The sequence below is a fragment of the Klebsiella sp. CN_Kp104 genome, assembly GCF_040064515.1.
GTDB classification, from domain to species: domain Bacteria; phylum Pseudomonadota; class Gammaproteobacteria; order Enterobacterales; family Enterobacteriaceae; genus Klebsiella; species Klebsiella aerogenes.
In genome coordinates, this window is record NZ_JBEAII010000008.1 from 1 (window position 1) to 16,813 (window position 16,813).

The following is a 16,813-nucleotide window of genomic DNA, read 5'->3' on the forward strand; positions in this document are numbered from 1 at the left end:
CGGTGGTGCTGCTGCCGCACTTCAGCACCATCGGCGTGGTGGTGGCCTATACCGCGCTCTATATTCTGGCCTTCTTCCTGTGCCCGTTTATTCGCGTTGAGCAGCCCGGTTTTGCTACCAGCGAAGCGGCTAAACCGCTGAACGTCAGCACAGTAAAATCATAAAAAAACCCCGGAGACCGGGGTAAGTAAAATAGCCAATCCGGGCCTCGCGCCCGGATTTTTGCCTTATGCGATGGTGACTTTGCCGTCCAGATAGACATCCTGTACCGCATTGATCAGCTTCACGCCTTCGCTCATCGATTTCTTAAAGGCTTTACGACCGAGGATCAGCCCCATACCGCCGGCGCGTTTATTGATCACCGCCGTGCGCACCGCATCAGCAAGGTCGGTTTCGCCGCCCGCCGCCCCGCCGGAGTTAATCAACCCGGCACGACCCATATAGCAGTTTGCCAGCTGATAGCGCACCAGATCGATCGGGTTATCGCTGGTAAGCTTGCTGTAGACGCGATCATCGGTATAACCGAAGTTCACCGCTTTATAGCCGCCGTTGTTCTCGGCCATTTTCTGCTTCACGATATCAGCGCCAATGGTGGCGGCCAGATGGTTGGCCTGGCCGGTCAGGTCAGCGGAAACGTGGTAATCGACACCATCTTTTTTGAATGCCGGGTTGCGCAGATAGGCCCACAGCACGGTGACCAGGCCGAGCTCGTGCGCGCGTTCAAAGGCGGCGGAGATCTCTTCAATCTGCCGACGCGACTGTTCGGAGCCGAAATAGATCGTCGCGCCAACGGCGACCGCCCCCATGTTGAACGCCTGCTCGACGCTGGCGTACAGAGTCTGGTCATACTCGGTCGGGTAGCTCAGCGTTTCGTTATGGTTGAGCTTAACAAGGAATGGAATGCGGTGCGCGTAACGGCGCGATACCGAGGCCAGTACGCCATAGGTAGAAGCCACGCAGTTACAGCCGGCTTCGATGGCGAGTTCCACGATATTCTTCGGATCGAAGTAGAGCGGGTTGGCGGCGAACGACGCGCCCGCCGAGTGCTCTACGCCCTGGTCGACCGGCAGAATGGACAGGTACCCCGTTCCCGCCAGACGCCCGGTGTTGTAGAGGGTCTGCATATTACGCAGCACCGCAGGCGGGCGGTTGTTATCCACCATCACCCGGTCGACGTAATCCGCTCCCGGTAAATAGAGTTGATCGGCTGGAATAGTCATACAACGGTGCTGTAAAAGGCTGTCGGCATCTTTGCCAAGCAACTGCGTAATATCAGTCATAGCTATCTCCCGTAAGTGCTGGCCGCAGCCAGCATGTTTTATCCCAACCCAAAAATTTTGGGCAGGTTAAGCCTGGTACCGAGTTAGCATATTTTCCAGCCGGGAGCGCGTTTTTTCAGTAGATTCTGCTGTCTCGTTTCACTGCCATTTACCACCAGGCGTGGAAATGATGTACCGGGCCGATACCGTGCCCCACTTCCAGCGAATCGGCCTGCGCCAGCGCCGCCGACAGCCAGCCCTTCGCTTCGGCGACCGTTTGTCCCCAATCGGCATAGCGCGGACGCAGCGCCGCCAGCGCGGCAGATAACGTACAGCCGGTACCGTGGGTATTTTTGGTCTGCACGCGCGGCGCGGTAAAGCGCTGTTCGCCTTCGCGGGTAAACAGCCAGTCCGGGCTTTCGGCGTCGTCCAGATGTCCGCCCTTCATTAATACCGCCCCGCAGCCTAGCGCCAACAGCGCCCTGCCCTGTTCCAGCATCTCGCGCTCGCTTTGCGCATGCGGCGCATCGAGCAGCGCCGCGGCCTCCGGCAAATTCGGGGTGATCAGTGAAACGTGCGGCAGCAGGCGCTGGCGCAGCGTCGCAATTGCCGAGTGGGATAACAGCGGATCGCCGCTTTTCGCCAGCATTACGGTATCCAGCACCACGTTGGCAATTTGATAGCGAGCAAGACGTTCCGCCACCGCTTCAACGATATCGGTTTCCGCCAGCATGCCGATTTTCGTAGTGTCGATTCGCACGTCGCTAAACACCGAATCCAACTGCGCCGCCACGAAGTCCGGCTCAATGCGGTATACCGACTGCACGCCGCGGGTATTCTGCGCCACCAGCGCGGTGATCACCGAGCAGCCGTAAGCGCCGAGTGCGGAGAAGGTTTTGAGGTCGGCCTGGATCCCGGCGCCGCCGCTGGGATCGGTGCCGGCGATGGTTAAGGCGTTAATCCGCTTCATGCCGGCACCTCCGCGTATAACGCGTCGAGGAATGCCGGGATAAAACTGCCGGGGCCGCCGTGTCGCGCCGCTTCACCTCCCGCCATTTTCATCAGGCCGCAGGCGGCTGCCACGTTTTGCAGCCGATCGCCGGGCATCGCGGCGCTTGCCGCCACCACCGCGGATAACGCGCAGCCCGTCCCTACCACCCGCGTCATCAGGACATCACCGCCGCTCACGGCAAGCGTGCGCTCACCGTCGCTGATGTAATCCACCTCGCCCGTCACCGCGACCACGGTATTGAGCTTGCGCGCCAGCACCTGGGCTGCGGGTAACGCCGCAGCTACGCTATCGGTCGTGTCCACGCCGCGCCCGCCGCCGCTGCTCCCCGCCAGCGCCATGATTTCCGAGGCGTTACCGCGAATCGCCGCAGGCCGCAGTTCCAGTAATTCGCGACAAAAATCGGTACGCAGCGTCAGCGCGCCGACGGCAACCGGATCCAGCGTCCAGGGTTTTCCCGCCTGGCGGGCGCTCTGCGCCGCCGCTCGCATCGCATTGGCGCGCTCAGTGGTTAAGGTCCCGACATTAATCAATAGCGCATCGGCAATGGCGGCAAACTGCGCGGCTTCCGTAGGATCAATCACCATCGCCGGCGAGGCGCCAATAGCCAGCAGGACGTTAGCGGTGAAAGTCTGGACCACATCGTTGGTCATACAGTGAACAAGCGGCGAAGAGGTGCGGAAAAGCTGTTGTAGGTGCGCGATATGCGCCGGATTTAGCGGTTGATGCATGGTTTGCTCCCGCCAGATGAGGAAGCAGCGCAGACCATGCGGTCTCTGACTTCCCTACGCTGGCATTATCCAGATCAGGTGGTACGGGTATTTCTCAGCCTTCACAAAGAAGGGCACCCCGAGTCATGATTACAAAAATATCTGTAATGAGGAGAGCGTAAGGGAACGGCGTCGTTGATGCAAGCAGGAATGATGTATCCAGAAGGGTTCCTGACATGCACATGTCGCCACTCACTGTAAACGATTACACTATTTTTTAGCTATCCGTCCGGCGATTGATGTAGATCACACTTTACTTAATCACTCTACGACATAGTCACTATGAGTTACGAAATAAGCACACCTACGATTCGCGGGCGATCGCCGCTGTCATGAATGTTCGTCGCATGCATAAAATAATATCTACGATAAGGTCGTTAATGATGAAAGTGAAACACGTCTCGATGATGCTGCTGGCACTCAGCGCAGCCATCGCGACCGGTTGCAGTTCACCGGCGCAGCGTATGGCCGAGTGCGAAGCACAGGGGCTCAGTAAAGATGCCTGCTATATTGCGGAACAAAACAAACAGGCTACGGTGAACGCCGCAGCGGAGAAACAGGCGCTGGAAAATGCACAGGCTTTATATCCCGTGCAGAAAGCGCAATCCAGCAAAAAAGTGAAAATCTTCAATGGTATGAAGCTGGTCACAAACTCAACCGGGCTGACAGTTGATGGCAAACCCGCGGCCTTAGACGAAAGCAATGCTGACGCAAAAACCTATTCTCAGGGTTTATACGTTTTTATTGTCTACCAATCAGGAAAAATTGCCGTCATGCAGGACGGTAAATTTTTAGGCTATGCCAAATAGCGCCGCTTCCTTGTTAATTTAAAAGCGGCCTAAGGGCCGCTTTTTTCCCCCCTTCCCCGCAGTAGCCGACACGTCAAACGCCGAGATAAATAAGCGACATTAATCCCATTGGATAAATCTCATTTTACCTACGAGAGAGTAGTTTTTTAATTAATGTATTTTTTTTGTAACCACAAACTTGCTCAATGTAAACAATCGGTTATAGTTCAAGAAAGCGTTACAAGTTGTAACACCACGTCAGATCGGAATTAACGAGTGAATCGCCATTAAGGTAAGAGGATTCCAATGAAATTGACCCCCATAGTAAAAGGATTGGCCATTGCTGGCTTGCTATCATCGATTAGCTTGTCAGCATGGGCGGAAGTCGCCGCAAAAGAAGCGACCGCTGCCACCAAACAAGCCAATGACGCCCTCTATAACCAACTCCCCTTCTCAGATAACACTGATTTCACCAACGCCCATAAAGGTTTTATTGCCGCCCTGCCTACCGAGGTCATTAAAGGCGAACAAGGTAACGTGGTATGGGATCCGCAACAGTACTCCTTCATCAAAGAAGGTGAAAAAGCCCCGGATACCGTGAACCCGAGCCTGTGGCGACAGTCGCAGCTGATTAACATCAGCGGCCTGTTTGAGGTGACCGACGGCGTCTACCAGATCCGCAATCTGGACCTTTCCAACATGACCATCATCGAAGGTAAAGAAGGCATTACCGTCGTGGATCCGCTGGTGTCGGCAGAAACCGCCAAAGTGGGCATGGATCTGTATTACAAAAACCGCGGTAAGAAACCGGTCGTCGCCGTTATCTATACCCACAGCCACGTTGACCACTACGGCGGGGTACGCGGCGTGGTTGATGAAGCGGATGTGAAATCCGGCAAAGTAAAAATTTACGCACCGTCCGGCTTTATGGAAGCGGCGGTAGCAGAAAACATCATGGCCGGTAACGTCATGAGCCGCCGCGCCAGCTACATGTACGGCAACCTGCTGAAACCATCGGCCACCGGACAGGTCGGCGCCGGTCTGGGCACCACCACCTCGGCGGGTACCGTTACCCTGATTGCCCCAACTAATATCATTGAAAAAGACGGTCAGAAAGAAGTTATTGACGGTTTGACCTATGACTTTATGCTGGCGCCAGGTTCAGAAGCGCCATCGGAAATGCTGTGGTTCATCGAAGAGAAAAAACTGATTGAATCCGCGGAAGACGTAACACACACCCTGCACAACACCTATTCGCTGCGCGGTGCGAAAATCCGCGAACCGCTGCCGTGGTCGAAGTACATCAACGAAGCGATTGTACGCTGGGGCGACAAGGCCGAGATTATTATGGCTCAGCACCACTGGCCGACCTGGGGCAACGAAAACGTGGTCAACCTGCTTAAGAGCCAGCGTGACCTGTACCGTTACATTAACGACCAGACCCTGCGCATGGCTAACGAAGGGCTGACCCGCGATGAAATTGCCGCTAAATTCAAACTGCCGGATAGCCTTGCCAACACCTGGGCCAACCGCGGTTACTACGGCTCTGTTAGCCACGACGTGAAAGCCACCTACGTGCTGTATCTCGGCTGGTTCGACGGCAACCCGGCCACCCTCGACGAACTGCCGCCGGAAGAAGCGGCGAAGAAATTCGTCGATTACATGGGCGGCGCCGATGCCATCATGAAGAAAGCGAAAGAGGATTACGACCAGGGTAACTATCGTTGGGTAGCTCAGGTGGTCAGTAAAATCGTCTTCGCCGATCCGAAAAACCAGGATGCGCGTAATCTGGAAGCTGATGCCCTTGAACAGTTAGGCTACCAGGCAGAATCCGGCCCGTGGCGTAACTTCTACCTCACCGGCGCGCAGGAGCTGCGTAACGGCGTGGTGAAAGGACCAACTCCGAACACCGCCAGCCCGGATACCGTGCGCGCAATGACACCAGAAATGTTCTTCGACTATCTGGCGGTACATATCAACGGCGAGAAAGCGGGTAACGCGAAATCGGTCTTCAATATCGATCTCGGCAGCGACGGCGGCAAGTATAAGCTGGAGCTGGAAAACGGCGTACTGAACCATACCGCCAATGCGGAAGCGAAAGATGCCGATACCACTATTGCCCTCAACCGCGCCACCCTGAATAAGATCATCCTCAAAGAGGAAACGCTGAAGCAGGCCGTCGATAACGGCGACGCGAAAATCACCGGTAACGCCGATAAGCTCAATGAAATGCTGGGCTATATGGACAAGTTCGAATTCTGGTTCGACATCGTTACGCCATAATGTCCTGCTCCCGCGGCGATCGGTCGTGGGAGTTTTCCCTCTCTGCTAGTAGGCTTCCGGCAATGGTCGGTCGATAGAAATCAGTTTGCCGTGCTTCATCGTGATATAGCCCCCGGCTTTCAAATCCGCCAGCACCCGAAAAACATGCGTGCGCGACAGATTAGTGCGCTTAATAATAAACAGCGCCAGGCCTTCGTTTTCCCCCTGATGGGTACTCTGGCGATAAAGATAACGAAACAGCATCGGCCTGATGGTCTGATAGCTGGTCATCTGCCGGCGTTCGTTATGAAGATCGATAGTAAAAATCGACATATAGGTCAGAATGGTCGCCAGCTCCTGCACGCGTTCAGGGCCGCCGTGTAAAAAGATTTGGTCAAAGACATCATAAGTGACTTTAACCAGCTTCACCGCCGCGCTGCTGATATATTCAAACTTCGCCAGCGGGCAGTACCTCTCCATAAGCCCTATCGGCATATACTCAATGGAATTACCAATATGAAGGCCACTATCCGGCATTAATATTGACAGCGAACCTTCAGTGCAAAAATAAATATATCCTGGCTGAATTGCTAATTTTTTATTAGCCGCAACCGTCAGGGCTTCCCCTTGCGCAATTATTTGCGGAAAAAAGGCATCAATGTTGAGTTGCTGATAATAGCTATGGATATCCTGAAAATTCACGCTATGCCCCTTGCTGCGCCGTCTGCTGTGGTATCGAGTATAGCAGCGAAGTGATAGCAGATTCGAGGGTGATTATTTCTTTGATAATGACCAGTCCCATATGGGACTATCAACGCAAAGTATTCGCTTTAAAATGGCCAGTAATTAGTCCGCATTTGAATTATCCGCTGATATTAAACATTGATAGCGGAACAAATAATCTAAGAGGCCATGCAATGAAATTAAATCAGATCGCTAAACATCTGGCTCTGGCCGGTGTTTTAACTTCGCTGTCGCTTTCCGCCTTCGCTGCCGCCCAGCAGCAGGACGCCACCCCGGCAACTCAGCAGGCAAATAACGCGCTGTACAACAAACTGCCGTTTGCCGATAAAACTGATTTCGATAACGCGCATAAAGGTTTTATCGCCGCGCTGCCGCAGACCATGATTAAAGGCGAGCAAGGCAACGTTATCTGGAACCCGGCAAAATATGACTTCGTCAAAGAAGGTGAAAAAGCCCCGGATACCGTTAACCCGAGCTTGTGGCGCCAGTCACAGCTGATTAATATCGGCGGCCTGTTTAAAGTCACCGACGGTGTTTATCAGATCCGTAATCTCGATCTCTCCAACATGACCATCATTGAAGGCGAGAAAGGGATCACCGTTATCGACCCGCTGCTGAGCGCCGAGCCGGCGAAAGAAGCGATGGATCTCTACTACGCCAACCGCGGTAAAAAGCCGGTTGTCGCCGTCCTGTTCACCCACAGCCATGTTGACCACTATGGCGGCATCCGCGGCGTGGTTGATGAAGCCGACGTGAAGGCCGGCAAAGTAAAAATCTACGCCCCGGCCGGATTCATGGAAGAAGCGGTTTCCGAGAACATTATGGCCGGTACCGCGATGAGTCGTCGCGCCAGCTATATGTACGGCAACCTGTTGAAGCCTGACGCCAAAGGCCAGGTCGGCGCTGGTCTTGGCACCACCACCTCTGCGGGTACCGTGACGCTGCTCCAGCCGACCAACTACATCACTAAAACCGGCCAGCAGGAAGTGATTGATGGCCTGACCTACGACTTCATGATGGCGCCAGGTTCCGAAGCACCGTCGGAAATGCTGTGGTATGTCAAAGAGAAGAAAATGATTGAAGCGGCAGAGGATGTTACCCATACCCTGCACAACACTTACTCGCTACGCGGCGCGAAGATCCGCGATCCGCTGGCATGGTCAAAATATATTAACGCCGCGATCGACCGCTGGGGCAACGATGCTGAAGTCATTATCGCTCAGCACCACTGGCCAACCTGGGGTAATGACAACATTATCAAGCTGATGAAAGGTCAGCGCGACATGTATCGCTACATCAACGACCAGACCCTGCGTATGGCCAACGAAGGCCTGACCCGCGATGAAATCGCCGCTAACTTCAAGCTGCCGGAATCGCTGGAGAAACAGTGGTCGAGCCGCGGTTATTACGGCTCCGTCAGCCACGATGTGAAAGCGACTTACGTTTACTACCTCGGCTGGTTCGATGGCAACCCGGCGACCCTCGACGAGCTGCCGCCGCAACAGGCTGCGAAGAAGTTCGTTGAATACATGGGCGGCGCCGATGCCATCATGCAGAAAGCCAAAGCCGACTATCAGCAGGGGAACTACCGCTGGGTGGCGCAGGTGACCAGTAAAATCGTCTTCGCCGACCCGCAGAATGCCGATGCGCGTAACCTCGAAGCGGATGCCCTGGAGCAGTTAGGCTACCAGGCGGAAGCCGGTACCTGGCGCAACTTCTACCTGACCGGCGCGCAGGAACTGCGTAACGGCGTACAGAAGCTCCCGACGCCTAACACCGCCAGCCCGGATACCGTGCGTGCAATGACTCCGGAGATGTTCTTCGACTACCTGGGCGTACATATCAACGGCCAGAAAGCTGGCGCAGCAAAAGCGGTCTTCAACATCGATCTTGGTAAAGATGGCGGTAAGTACAAGCTGGAACTGGAAAATGGCGTGCTTAACCACACCGCTAATGCGGTAGCAGACAACGCTGACGCCAGTATTACTCTGAACCGCGATACCCTGAACAAGATCATTTTGAAACAGGAAACGCTGAAGCAGGCTGAAGATAAGGGCGACGTCAAGATTAGCGGCAATGGCGCTAAGCTCGATGAAATGCTGAGCTACATGGACAAATTTGAATTCTGGTTCAACATTGTCACCCCGTAAGCGATAATCGCTGAATCTCCCTCGCGCCCTTTCTGGCCGCGGGGGATTTTTTTATCCATTAGCCTCGCATGTTCTGATTTGCGTTCCCCTCGCCGCAGGCCCAAAATGAGTTCAGGACTGTTTTATTGCGCGGAGGTATATATGACCGTTTATCACCATGCGCTGGTACTGATTAATAGCAGCCTTGATGGTGTTCCGTTGCTACAACACGCCGCCAGGATGGCGCAGGAAAACGGGATGCGGATTACCATCGCCCACATCAGCACCGACTACCGGGCGCTTAATTACGTGTCTGACAGCCTGCAGAATGATGAAGTATCGCAAGAGGTCATTCAGGCCAAAGCCCTGCTCAACGAGCTGGCGACGACCGTCGCCCTGCCGGTACAGACGCTATCGCTGGTGACGACCCGCCGTTTTGCTGATGTCGAAGAGTGCGTACAACAACGCCATATCGATTTAATTATCGCCGGACACCATAACCGGCTACTGGGGGTGCTCTCCTCGCACTCGCTGGAGTACATCAACCATTTGACGGTGGACGTACTGATAAAACACCTGCCCTAGCGCAATGCGGACTGTAGCAGAGAAAAACACTCTTCGATTAACGGTGCAAGCGCCTGCGGCCCACGCATCAGGGCCACCGTCCGCGTGAGCGCCGGCTGCTGCAGTTGCGCCACCTTTAACGCCGGATCGTGCAAATAGGTCGTATACAGCGCCGGGAGAATGGCCACCGCCAGCCGCGAACGTACCAGCCCATAAAGGGTTTCGATATAGTCTACCTGGTAACGCGTCGTTAAGGTCAAACGTTGGCTTTCCACCAGCGCCGCCACCAGCCGCTGAATATTCCCCTTTGAGAAAACGGCAATATCACGGCCTACCAACTGCTTCCACGGTAAATTTGGCTGTGCAGCGAGCGGATCGTCGCGGTGCAGTACCGCCACGAACGGATCCTCGCGCAGTGGATAAACCAGTAGCTCAGCTGGTAGCGAACTGTCGATCGCGCCGATACCAAAATCAATCTCACCGCTTTGCAGCGCCCGCATTAACGCATCGTTGGTCTGGTCATGAAATTCGATGCGCAGACGCGGAAAGGCCTGCGCCAGGGTTTGCGGCAGCAGCGGAAACAGCAGCGAGCTCACCGATGGCACCAGCCCGATACGCACCGTACCATCGCCGCCCGCTTCCACAATCTGCTGCATATCAAAAAAAGAAGCCTGGGCCACGCTCAGTATCCGCTGGGCATGGGGTAAAATCGCCGACCCCAGTTCCGTCAGGGTCACCGCCGAGGCGGTACGATTGACCAGCTTGCCGCCGATCACGGTTTCAATCTGCCGCAGCGCGCTGCTGAGCGCCGGTTGGCTAATCGCCAGCCGATTGGCGGTATCGGTAAAATGGCGCAACTGAGCCAGGGTCACAAAATACTGCAGCTGCTTCAGCGAGAGCGCGGGCAAACGTTGCCAGGGTTCGTTCATTGTCAGGTTCGCTACCAATGGTCATACAGAATAACCCGAGCTTATCGGGCGATAAATTTATTCATCTGGGCAAACGTTTGCTGTGCCCCTAGAGTATCCGCATTATCCTTGTGGTGGAGTTGTTATGTCCAGCAATGCTGAAGTCCGTCGTCGCGCGGTGCAGGCCGCACGCGGCGAATCCCCGTTTGATCTGTTGCTCGTCGATGCGCAGATCGTCGATATGGCCACTGGCGAAATCCGCGACGCCGACGTTGGCATCGTTGGCGACATGATTGCCAGCGTGCATCCGCGCGGCAGCCGCGCCGACGCCCATGAAGTGCGCTCGCTGCAGGGCGGCTATCTGTCGCCTGGCTTGATGGACACCCACGTACACCTTGAAAGTTCGCATCTACCGCCCGAGCGCTACGCCGAAATCGTCCTGACGCAGGGTACCACCGCGGTGTTCTGGGACCCGCATGAACTGGCCAACGTGCTCGGCGTCGATGGCGTGCGCTACGCGGTTGATGCCAGCCGCCACCTGCCGCTACAGGTGATGGTGGCCGCGCCATCCAGCGTCCCCTCTACGCCAGGTCTCGAAATGTCCGGCGCTGATTTCGCCGGCGCTGAAATGGAAACCATGCTCGGCTGGCCGGAAGTACGCGGCGTGGCGGAAGTGATGGACATGCATGGCGTGCTAAACGGCAGCGAACGGATGCAGGAGATTGTCCAGGCCGGGCTTAACAGCGGCAAACTGATTGAGGGCCATGCCCGTGGACTCAGCGGCGCCGATTTACAGGCGTATCTCGCCGCCGGCGTCACCTCCGATCACGAACTGACTTCAGCGGCCGATGCGCTGGAAAAACTGCGCGCCGGGCTGACTATCGAAATTCGCGGCTCGCACCCCTATCTACTGCCCGATATCGTTGCGGCGTTAAAAACGCTGCCGCATCTCTCATCGCAAATCACCGTCTGCACCGATGACGTACCGCCGGATATGCTGCTGGAGAAAGGCGGCGTTATCGCCCTGCTCAACCTGCTGATTGCACACGGTTTGCCAACGGTCGATGTACTGCGTTTCGCCACCCTCAATGCGGCTATTCGCCTGCAGCGTAACGATCTTGGGCTGATTGCCGCAGGACGGCGCGCGGATCTGGTGGTGTTTGATTCGCTGGAGAAACTCGAGGCTCAGGAGGTCTATGTCGGCGGCAAACTTATCGCTCGTAACGGTCACCTGCTAACCCCCCTTGCCGCCGCGCCCGGCGTGACGCCGCCGCGTGATACCTTGCAGTTAGCCCCCCTCGATGCAGAAGATTTTATTCTGCGAATTAAGGGCATTCGCCATGGCGTCGCCCGCCTGCGCCACATCAGCGGCGCGCGCTTCACGAAATGGGGTGAAGTAGAAGTACAGATCCGCGACGGCGAAGTACAACTGCCCGCGGGCTTTAGCCTGATTTGGGTGAAGCACCGCCATGGCCGCCATCAGGCAACGCCGCAAATCGCCCTGCTCGAAGGCTGGGGCGAGCTGCGTGGCGCCATTGCCACCAGCTACTCGCATGACTCACATAACCTGGTGGTGCTCGGGCGCGATGCGAATGATATGGCGCTGGCGGCAAATCAGTTGATCGCTTCCGGCGGCGGAATGGCGCTGGCGCAACAGGGCGAGATCCTGGCCCATGTGGCGATGCCGATTGCCGGCATGCTCTCCGATCTTCCCGCCGCCGAGCTGGCGCGGCAGTTCCGCGAGCTGCGAGATTTAAGCAGTAAAGTCGCCGACTGGGAGCCGCCATACCGGGTATTTAAAGCGATTGAAGGCACCTGCCTCGCCTGTAATGCCGGGCCGCATCTAACCGATTTGGGTCTCACCGACGGCGGCAGTCGCCAGATAGTTGACCCGTTGATAGCCTGCCGGGAGACTCCGGCGCCAACTCATCACAACAATAATCCTCAGGGAGCCTGAGCATGGCCGATAACACACTTCATACTTCTGCCCGTAGCCACTGGCTGGAGCGCCGCTTTGCGCTGCACTCACGGGGCGGTTCGCTACGCACCGAATGCCTGGCCGGGATCACCGGCTTTCTCGCCGCCGCCTATTTACTGGTGGTCATTCCAGGGCTGCTGGCGATTGGCGGAATGGATAAAGGCGCCGCCACCACCGGCACCATCCTGGTCTTTGTCGCCGGTTCGTTATTAATGGCGTTTTATGCCAACCTGCCGTTTATCGTCGGTCCGGGCATTGGCGGCTCGGTACTGGTGGGGGTGACGCTGGCGGGCAGCGAAGGTATTGGCTGGCAGATTGGCCTCGGGATTGCCTGCTGGTCGGGGATCCTCTTCTTCCTGTTGACCCAATTCGGCCTGCGCGAAGTGGTCACCCGCTCGGTACCGCAATCAATTAAGCTGGGGCTCACGGCCTCGATCGGGTTATTCGTCGCGGTGCTCGGCTTTCGTAATGCCGGGCTGGTGCTGGCGAATGCCAAAACCAACGCCCTGATGCTCGGTGATTTTCTTGCCCCCGGCGCGCTGGTGGCGCTGTGCGGCCTGTTTTTGGCGATAGCGCTACAGGCGCGTAAAGTGCCAGGCGCGATATTGTGGGCTATTCTTTTTGCCACCCTGGTGGGTATTCCATTCGGCGTGACAAAGCTACCGGGCAGCTTTATTGATGTTCCGCACTCGCTGGCTCCGGTGTTCGGGCAAATCGATCTGTTGGGGGCATTAAATATCGCCTTCCTGCCGTTCCTGTTCGTCTTTTTTGCGTCCGAGTTTTTCTCGACCATGGGTACGACCCTGGCGGTCGGCGGCGAGGCGGGCTTACTGGATGAAGAAGGCAACATGCCGCAGATTAATCGCCCGTTTATGGTCGATTCGATTGCCGCCGCGCTGGGCCCGTGGGTTGGTATACCGGCGGCCACGGCGCTGATTGAATCCTCCGCGGCGGCGGAAGCCGGCGGCAAGACCGGCCTCACCGCGCTGGCGGCGGCGGTGATGTTCCTGCTGATGTTGCTGTTTACGCCGGTGGCGCTCATGATCCCGAAAGAGGCCACCGCGCCGGCGTTAATTTTGATAGGCCTGAACATGTTTAGCGGCCTGCGCAAAGTCGATCTGGGAAACTTTACCGACGGACTGCCGGTGTTAATGATGGTGATGATTACGCTAATCGCCAACAGCTTCGGCACCGGTATTGCCGGCGGGCTGCTGTTTTACATTGTCATTAAAGCGATCGCCGGCAAGTGGCGTGAAATTCCGATTGGCCTGTGGGTGCTGGCGATCCCGCTAATCTATTACTTCGCGACCTTAGTTAAGCACTAAGCGCTTCACAATGTGATTTCACCTCTTGATATAACAAACGCACCGCGGCAGAGAGCTGTTTGCGGTGCGGACAAATCATGTTCAGCGGCGTTAAATCGCCCTGAAAGTCCGGCAGCAACCGCACCAGACGCCCTTCCCGCAGGTCGTCGCTGACATCAAGAAATGATTTATAAGCGATCCCCTCTCCGGCTACCGCCAGCCGACGGATCACCTCCGCATCATCGCTCATAATCGCGCCGTTCATCTCCACGGTATGCACTTCATTACCTGAAATCAGCGGCCAGCGGTCAAAAGGGCGGCCGCGTAATACGTACAACAGCGCGCTGTGCCGGGATAACTCCTCCAGACTACTGATTTGACCGTGGCGGGCAACCCAGTGCGGTGAAGCCACCAACACCCGACGGTTTTCCGGCGCGACGGGCAGCGAGATAAACGAAGCGTCTTCGTGGTAGCCGTAGCGAAAAGCGACATCCACCGGATCTTTAAACACGTCGGTCAGATGATCGGAAAAGTGCAGCCGCAGGCGCAGCGCCGGGTGACGTTCGCGAAAAGCGCAAAATACCTTGAGCAGCAGGTTACGCCCTAGATCGGATGGCACGGCGATTTGCAGCGTGCCGCGTACTTCATCTCCTGGCGTCTGAATTTTCTGTAGTCCGGCCTGAAGGGTATCAAGCATCTGGGTGGCGTAGGGCAGCCAGGTTTCGCCCTCCGGGGTCAGGCGCAGGCTACGGGTCGAACGGGCAAAAAGACGAATGTTGAGCGTCGTCTCCAGGCGTTTGATCGCCGCGCTCACCTGCGCTGGCTGCTGCCCCGCCTCCCGCGCCGCCTCGCTAAAACTGCCTAACGCCGCCGCGCGGACAAATAAGGTCAGATCTTCCAGCCTGAACATGCCAAGTCTCCCCTGCTTCAGAATGCTCCCAAAATAGCGATTTACCGCCTAACAACGCAAGCGGGACAAGACTTCAGCCGTGTTTTGCTTACACTTTTTAAAAAACCAGTGCTTGCCATTTCAGCAGCGCTTCAGGAATGATACGAGGCTGCTATTTTGAGTCCAGGTAATATTGAGGAAAATATGCGTAAAACAAAAATGATGCTTCTGGGCGTACTTCTTGCCAGCGCCAGCGCAAGCTGGGCGGCGCCGGCCTCCGGGATTGAACAGTATGCGATGAAAGAATTCACCGCTGATTTTACCCAATTTCATATTGGCGATACCGTGCCGGCGATGTACCTCACTCCTGAGTACAACATCAAACAGTGGCAATTGCGTAACCTGCCCGCGCCGGATGCCGGCAGTCACTGGACCTATATGGGCGGCAACTACGTTCTGATCACCGACACCGAAGGCAAGATCCTGAAAGTGTATGACGGCGAGATCTTCTACCATCGCTAAGTCCTCGACGCAGGCGCAATTGCGCATTCGCCCCGGTCGCGACAGCGACTACCCTCGCCTGCGTCAGCTGTTTCTTGACGCGCGTCTTGCCTCATGGACATGGCTTAACGGCGATCAATGGCGGCTGGAAGATTTTGATGCCGTGGTGCAAGACGAACAGCTATGGGTCGCCGAATGCGGCGATGTGCTGGCAGGATTCGCCTCGGTGTGGGTTATCGACAACTTCCTGCATAACCTGTTTGTGGATCCGCAGTGGCAGGGAAAAGGCGTCGGTAGCCTGCTGCTGGAACAGGTTCAGCGCTCATTCAAGCACAGTGGTACGCTGAAGTGTCTGTCGCGAAATGAAAACGCCCTACGCTTCTACCAGCATCACGGCTGGAAACTCGAAGCACAGGGCGCGTCTCCTGACGGAGATTATTGGCTGATGCGTTACACCCAGCCTTAAACGGCGCGGAAGGCAATCTCGCTCGGGATAACCTCGCCCTGCCAGTACATCTGCGCCGCCACGCGTCCCGCCAGCTGGCGGTAGATATCGGTAAACTCGCTTTCCGGACGCGCAATAACCGTCGGCGTGCCTTTATCCAGATCTTCACGCAGCGTGATATGCAATGGCAACTGGCCTAGCAACTGAGTGTGGTACTTCGCCGCCAGCTTCTCGGCGCCGCCGGTGCCGAAGATAGGCTCGTGGTGGCCACAGTTGCTGCAGATATGCATGCTCATGTTTTCCACGATCCCAACGACCGGCACTTCTACTTTCTCAAACATCACGATGCCTTTTTTGGCGTCGATCAGCGCGATGTCCTGCGGCGTCGTCACCACCACCGCGCCGGTTACCGGAATGTTCTGCGCCAGGGTCAGCTGGATGTCGCCAGTTCCCGGCGGCATATCCAGCACCAGGTAATCCAGATCCGGCCACAGCGTCTCCTGCAGCATCTGCATCAGCGCCTTGCTGGCCATCGGGCCGCGCCACACCATGGCGTTGTCATCGGTCACCAGATATCCGATGGAGTTCGTCGCCAGGCCATACTTCATAATCGGCGCCATATGGGTGCCATCCGGTGATGTCGGGCGGCTGTCTTCCGCGCCAAGCATGGTCGGAATCGACGGACCATAGATGTCGGCATCAAGGATACCCACTTTGGCCCCTTCCGCCGCCAGCGCCAGCGCGAGGTTGACGGCGGTAGAGGATTTGCCCACCCCGCCTTTACCGGAACTGACGGCGATGATGTTTTTCACGCCATTAATACCCGGCTGGTTTTTCACCCGCTTCAGGGTGGCGATACTGTGAGAGAGCTTCCAGTCGATGGCTTTCGCGCCGGTGATACGCAGCAGCTCGGCGCTGCATTGCTCCTTCAACGCCTCAAACGCGCGGGTCCAGACGAACGGCATTTGGATCTCGATATGCACGGTATCGTCAAGCCAGGCGACATGGTGCAGCGCCTTTAGCGTGGTGAGGTTATGTTTCAAGGTTGGGTGCTGGAAATTAGCCAGAGTCCCGGCGACCATCGCGCGTAGACGTTCGGGGGATTTGGCCTGGGATTGCGAACTCATCCCGACTCCTTTGTTATTGTGAGTTGATTCTTGTCCGTTAAGTTTACCTGAAAGGGAATAATTCCCCCACAATAAGCTTTGGGCTTACCAAATTATTGCCTTTCAGGTAACATCAAAAGCCCTTTTTACAACAGAA

At 56.2% G+C, this 16,813-nt stretch carries 15 protein-coding genes, 1 pseudogene and 1 riboswitch; of the genes and pseudogenes, 9 read left to right on the forward strand and 7 right to left on the reverse strand.

Annotation, left to right across the window (positions count from 1 at the left end):
- A pseudogene (locus ABLU80_RS11185) lies at positions 1 to 164 on the forward strand (cytochrome C biogenesis protein CcdA); the annotation flags it as partial.
- A gap of 63 nt (positions 165 to 227) precedes the next feature.
- Here ABLU80_RS11185 and fbaB read toward each other — a convergent pair.
- The 3 genes from fbaB to thiM all read right to left on the reverse strand — a co-directional run bounded on the left by fbaB (position 228) and on the right by thiM (position 2,999).
- The gene (gene fbaB / locus ABLU80_RS11190; RefSeq protein ID WP_015365768.1) at positions 228 to 1,280 is read right to left on the reverse strand and encodes a class I fructose-bisphosphate aldolase; all 1,053 of its coding nucleotides are present in this window, start codon (positions 1,278 to 1,280) and stop codon (positions 228 to 230) included.
- A 148-nt stretch (positions 1,281 to 1,428) separates the two neighbouring features.
- Positions 1,429 to 2,229 (reverse strand): bifunctional hydroxymethylpyrimidine kinase/phosphomethylpyrimidine kinase, encoded by an 801-nt coding sequence (gene thiD / locus ABLU80_RS11195; protein WP_015706078.1) that lies wholly within the window; start codon positions 2,227 to 2,229, stop codon positions 1,429 to 1,431.
- Positions 2,226 to 2,999, reverse strand: coding sequence for a hydroxyethylthiazole kinase (gene thiM, locus ABLU80_RS11200; RefSeq protein ID WP_015365766.1), 774 nt, complete (start codon positions 2,997 to 2,999; stop codon positions 2,226 to 2,228). The genes thiD and thiM overlap by 4 nt, the downstream gene beginning before the upstream one ends.
- A 34-nt stretch (positions 3,000 to 3,033) precedes the next feature.
- A riboswitch (TPP riboswitch) is annotated at positions 3,034 to 3,130 on the reverse strand.
- Between the two features lie 291 nt (positions 3,131 to 3,421).
- On the opposite strand from thiM, the gene ABLU80_RS11205 reads away from it, so the two are divergent.
- Together ABLU80_RS11205 and ABLU80_RS11210 are read left to right on the forward strand one after the other, a co-directional pair.
- Complete coding sequence (locus tag ABLU80_RS11205; RefSeq protein ID WP_348850014.1) at positions 3,422 to 3,847, forward strand: hypothetical protein; 426 nt, start codon at positions 3,422 to 3,424, stop codon at positions 3,845 to 3,847.
- Positions 3,848 to 4,132: 285 nt separating this feature from the next.
- Positions 4,133 to 6,109 carry an alkyl sulfatase dimerization domain-containing protein gene (locus ABLU80_RS11210; protein ID WP_047058055.1) on the forward strand — a complete coding sequence of 659 codons (1,977 nt, stop codon included), beginning with the start codon at positions 4,133 to 4,135 and terminating at the stop codon, positions 6,107 to 6,109.
- Positions 6,110 to 6,154: 45 nt separating this feature from the next.
- Here the strand turns inward: ABLU80_RS11210 and ABLU80_RS11215 are convergent, their stop codons facing one another.
- Positions 6,155 to 6,790 (reverse strand): helix-turn-helix domain-containing protein, encoded by a 636-nt coding sequence (locus ABLU80_RS11215; RefSeq protein WP_313902842.1) that lies wholly within the window; start codon positions 6,788 to 6,790, stop codon positions 6,155 to 6,157.
- A 215-nt stretch (positions 6,791 to 7,005) separates the two neighbouring features.
- Between ABLU80_RS11215 and ABLU80_RS11220 the strand changes: the two genes are divergently transcribed.
- Positions 7,006 to 8,982: an alkyl sulfatase dimerization domain-containing protein gene (locus tag ABLU80_RS11220; RefSeq protein WP_015365759.1), complete on the forward strand. Its 1,977-nt coding sequence runs from the start codon at positions 7,006 to 7,008 to the stop codon at positions 8,980 to 8,982.
- A gap of 141 nt (positions 8,983 to 9,123) precedes the next feature.
- On the forward strand, positions 9,124 to 9,546 hold the full coding sequence (locus ABLU80_RS11225; protein ID WP_015365758.1) for a universal stress protein: 423 nt from the start codon (positions 9,124 to 9,126) through the stop codon (positions 9,544 to 9,546).
- On the opposite strand, the gene ABLU80_RS11230 is transcribed toward ABLU80_RS11225, so the two are convergent.
- Entirely contained in the window at positions 9,543 to 10,454 is a 912-nt protein-coding gene (locus ABLU80_RS11230) for a LysR family transcriptional regulator (protein ID WP_032712026.1), read from the reverse strand. The two genes, ABLU80_RS11225 and ABLU80_RS11230, sit on opposite strands and share 4 nt — an antisense overlap.
- Before the next feature lie 124 nt (positions 10,455 to 10,578).
- Here ABLU80_RS11230 and ABLU80_RS11235 point away from each other — a divergent pair, with 124 nt between their 5' ends.
- Both ABLU80_RS11235 and ABLU80_RS11240 read left to right on the forward strand, forming a co-directional pair.
- Complete coding sequence (locus tag ABLU80_RS11235) at positions 10,579 to 12,390, forward strand: adenine deaminase C-terminal domain-containing protein (RefSeq protein ID WP_348849976.1); 1,812 nt, start codon at positions 10,579 to 10,581, stop codon at positions 12,388 to 12,390.
- Between the two features lie 2 nt (positions 12,391 to 12,392).
- Positions 12,393 to 13,736, forward strand: a complete 1,344-nt coding sequence (locus tag ABLU80_RS11240) for an NCS2 family permease (RefSeq protein WP_032708742.1) — start codon at positions 12,393 to 12,395, stop codon at positions 13,734 to 13,736.
- Here the strand turns inward: ABLU80_RS11240 and ABLU80_RS11245 are convergent.
- Complete coding sequence (locus ABLU80_RS11245) at positions 13,726 to 14,625, reverse strand: LysR family transcriptional regulator (RefSeq protein ID WP_047080681.1); 900 nt, start codon at positions 14,623 to 14,625, stop codon at positions 13,726 to 13,728. The two genes, ABLU80_RS11240 and ABLU80_RS11245, sit on opposite strands and share 11 nt — an antisense overlap.
- Positions 14,626 to 14,808: 183 nt before the next feature.
- On the opposite strand from ABLU80_RS11245, the gene ABLU80_RS11250 reads away from it, so the two are divergent.
- Together ABLU80_RS11250 and ABLU80_RS11255 are read left to right on the forward strand one after the other, a co-directional pair.
- Positions 14,809 to 15,126: an RcnB family protein gene (locus ABLU80_RS11250; RefSeq protein WP_015365753.1), complete on the forward strand. Its 318-nt coding sequence runs from the start codon at positions 14,809 to 14,811 to the stop codon at positions 15,124 to 15,126.
- The gene (locus tag ABLU80_RS11255; protein ID WP_348849977.1) at positions 15,098 to 15,571 is read left to right on the forward strand and encodes a GNAT family N-acetyltransferase; all 474 of its coding nucleotides are present in this window, start codon (positions 15,098 to 15,100) and stop codon (positions 15,569 to 15,571) included. Before ABLU80_RS11250 ends, ABLU80_RS11255 begins: the two co-directional genes overlap by 29 nt.
- Here the strand turns inward: ABLU80_RS11255 and apbC are convergent.
- Positions 15,568 to 16,677, reverse strand: a complete 1,110-nt coding sequence (gene apbC / locus ABLU80_RS11260; RefSeq protein WP_015365751.1) for an iron-sulfur cluster carrier protein ApbC — start codon at positions 16,675 to 16,677, stop codon at positions 15,568 to 15,570. The two genes, ABLU80_RS11255 and apbC, sit on opposite strands and share 4 nt — an antisense overlap.
- Positions 16,678 to 16,813: the final 136 nt, after the last annotated feature.